2 protein-coding genes are annotated in these 3,745 nt (G+C 66.4%); both read left to right on the forward strand.

Translation table 11 applies throughout. From position 1 onward, the window contains the following. On the forward strand, positions 1-2,343 hold a 2,343-nt coding region (locus tag DEH69_RS33350; RefSeq protein ID WP_113685734.1), incomplete at its 5' end, for a DnaB-like helicase C-terminal domain-containing protein. Next, a complete protein-coding gene (locus DEH69_RS05430) occupies positions 2,344-2,964 on the forward strand; it encodes a hypothetical protein (RefSeq protein WP_113685735.1) in 621 nt (206 codons plus the stop codon). Positions 2,965-3,745 lie beyond the last annotated feature (781 nt).

Below are 3,745 nucleotides of genomic sequence, written 5' to 3' on the forward strand. Positions count from 1 at the left end.
GGGGCTGAGCCGGCCGCCGCGCCGCCGCGGCGGCACCTCGCCTCGCTTGCCGAGGCCCTGGCCGCCCTCCCCCCCACCCTGCCGGGCCTGCCCATCGGCATCACCGCCCTCGATCAAGCCCTCGGCGGCCTGCAGCCCGGCCGCTTCTACCTCGTCGCCGGCGCGCCCGGCGCCGGAGCCAGCCTCCTCGCCACCACAGCGGCGCGCACCACCGCCCTCACCGGCAATCTCCCCGTCCTGTACGCCGCCTCGGGACTGACCAGCGCCGACGTCCTTGCCCGCGTGATCGCCGCGCACACCCCCGTCGACTACCGCCGTCTCAGAGCCGGCACCCTCGACCCCAACGAGCGCCAGGCCGTCGCTGACACGACCCAACTCCTCAACAACGCCCCGCTGTTCATCGACGACGGCACCGAGCTCGACACCACGGCGATCGCCTCTACAGTCCCTGACGTCCCCCACCTGGCGCTGCTGGTCATCGACCGCCTCCAGGCAGCCCACGACCCCCGCCTGCCCCTGTCCGGCGCCGCGGGTATCACCGACGCCGTCCAGGCCTTGGCCCACCTCGCCCGCACCCGCCACCTGTCGGTCCTCGCTGCCCTCGACACCGACGACCCCGCCCTCCTCCAGGCCCTCGCCGCCGACCTCACCCTCACCCTCACCCGCAAAAACACCCGCACCCAACTCACCATCAGGGAAAGAGACTTGGGGGACCTCGCCGATGTCGTCTTGACTGCCGACCTCACCCACGCCCGCTTCACCGACTACGTCGAGTCCGACCCCTACGCCGGGATCAAGCCGCTCACTCAAACCGAAATCGACGCCATCACGCCTTTCCCCAACACTGACGACTACTCCAGCACCGGCCGCACCCCCGGCTTCGACCCGGCGCACGCCTTCTCCAGCGACCAAGGCCGCCAAGTCACCGCCGACCTCGCCGCCGCCGTACGCCCCTACCTCGACCAGCCGGCCGCGCTCGAGCAGCTGCCACCCGACCTGCGCGACGTCCTGCCGACCCTCGTCCGTCTCCTCGACACTCCGGCCGCCAGCAACCAGCGGAACAGCTCGCCCCTCTCCGCCGTCCAGGAGGCCGTCACAGGCGCGGCCGCCTGCCACCCGCGCCTGCCCGCCACCGCCCCCAACCGCCACCTCCAGGCCGCCCTGGACGCCTTCTACGCCCACGCCCGCGCCCACGGCTACGCCCCGCCCGCCGCCCCCCCCACACCACCGCCCACAGCCCCTCGACCCGCTTCCGCGCTCCCGTCCCAGACGCCCGAGCCCACCCAGGCTGTACCCGGCCCGGCGCCCCGCCCAGCCACCCCATCCGATGCTGCGCCCCGCAACACCACCTACGCCGGCCGGAACTACAGCCACTTCACCCAGATGATCACCACCGCCGTCCAGCGAGCTCTCGAAGAACACGGCGGCGACCCCGAAGCCGCCACCGAGGCCCTGAGCAAGCAAGCAATTCCGAACGGAATGGCCCTCTTCGAAGCAACCCGCGTCGGCGGAAACTACGAACACACCGTCTACCCGGAAACCCTCGAATTCCTCCGAAAGAAAACCAAAGACGGCGCAGACGAAATCTGGGAAGGCCGCCACAAATGGGAACACACCCAGATCATGGACGCCATCGGGCGCGGCACCCTCACCGACCTCACCGTCACCGTCCTCGACACCAACGCCTCCTACCTCTCCGCATTCAAAACCCACCTGCCCATCGGCGCCCTCCAACACAACCCCAACGGCGGCTTCGACCCCAAACGCTCCGGCATCTACCGCCTCCCCGACCGCCCCACTTGGAACCACCCCGACCTGCCCGACCCCATCGGCAACCGCCGCGAACAAGGCCCCATCCTCCTCGACGACGCCACCATCCGCCTCCTCATCCGCTGCGCCAAACTCGGCCTATGCGAGCCCCCGCACATCACCGAATCGTGGACCTCCGGCGCCACCGAAGGCCTGCTAGAGAAATTCCGCCGCGTCCTCACCCAGGCGCGCGAAACCGCCATCCTCAACGACGACGACGTCACCTACGAATACATCAAGGCGATGTATTCCAAGTTCGTCTCGACTATCGGAGAATCGAGCGTCAACCGTGACATCCGCCGACCCGACTGGATGCACATCATCCGCAGCCAAGCCTTCGCCAACCTCTGGTACAAAGCCCACCGCGCCCACAAAAAGGGTCTCACCATCGTCCGCCTCCGCGGAACCGACGAACTCCACATCACCGCCACAGACACCGACTGGCGCACCGTATTCAACGAAGGCCGCCTCACCACCGAACTCAAAAACAAGGACCAATACACCCTCCCCCGCTCCAGGAAGAGTGCCCGTTAAATGTCCACCGACGGCTGGAAGAACTTCGGAAAATACGGCGCCAACCTCGACCCCGGCAACATCCACGGAAAAATTGCCCTCGGCCAAGCCCTCGAAGACGCCCTGGAACGCCTGATCATCGAAGGTGGCATCAAATCCCCCGCCACCACCCGCCGAGGCTTCCTCGCCCGCATGAAGTACCTCACCACCCACAAGGGCGGCCCCCAGGCCATGGCCGACGCCGGCATCACCGCCAGCCGCACCACCATCCGCCGCTGGACCAAGGGCACCCAGACCCCCAAGGCCGCGAGCCTCGAAGCCATCGACACCGCCTACTGGAACCTCCGCGCACACAACATCATGGCCAACCCCGGCGCCTTCAAACAGCACCTGAACAACCGTGGCCGCGGCTCCGCCGTCGAAATCCACCCCATCAACCAGGGCGTTGTCATCCCCACCCGCCGCCGCGACAACCTGCGCGTCCGCCGCTTCCAGGTCCGCTACATCTGGGACGACGCCGTCGACGCCATGGTCGCCAGCGATGTCGACCAACTCGAAGACATCTGGGACGACATCATCGCCGAACTCGACAGCGACTGGGGCGCGTACACCTACGTCTCCCACATCGGCCTCGGCGCCTGACCGGTACCCGGTCGACCGGGTACCCGAGGCACCCAGGCCAGCCGGCACCCCCGGACCTGCGGCGCCTCGCGCCTCCACCAGGCGCCCGCCAGCTGGGCCCTCGGCCCCTCACCCGCTGCGCCGCGCGCCGACAGTCCGTTTCGGTGAATTATCTTCAGAAGCACAGCGTACATGTTTTGAGAAGCCGACTCCATTCCCAGTTCCCATAGCGGAGGAATGCGAGCAGCGGGCGAGACTGCAAGTGAAGGGGCCTTTTGCTAGTACATTCTGAGTCTACGACAGAGCCAAGGGGGTTCGGTACAATTTTCGGCCGTGGTCGAGATCTGTACCCGCGTAAGGCTAGCCAGATGTAGGGGAACTGAGGGGCAATCAACCGAGCTGTAAAAAGGCCAATCTAGAGGCTTTCTAAAGAGACTCAGGCAGGGTTTCCTATTCAAAGAGGTCTAGACCAGCAGGCACTGTGTCTGATGACAGAGAGTCATATCCGGATCGCTTGCGAATCTGTACCGCCTGTGACAGACTGAGACCGAAACAAGCACAGGGAAGGCGCCCGGAGGGCGCCTAGAGGGAACAAGCCGGCTGCGGCCAGATCAATCGATCCCTCGACGGATAGAGTAAAACACCAGTTCAGAGCGGTATTTGAGGAAGCTGACCTAGAAAGTGCCGAGCATAGCTACTCGTTCCCTCAATTATGTAACGCGCTCACAGGGCGCCGCTACCCTCCTTGCTGTCAGCTTATCGGGATGGGCCGGGAGGTGTATGAGGCGTTCCCGGTGCACGG

The organism is Streptomyces sp. PT12, assembly GCF_003311645.1.
In the GTDB taxonomy this organism is placed as follows: domain Bacteria; phylum Actinomycetota; class Actinomycetes; order Streptomycetales; family Streptomycetaceae; genus Streptomyces.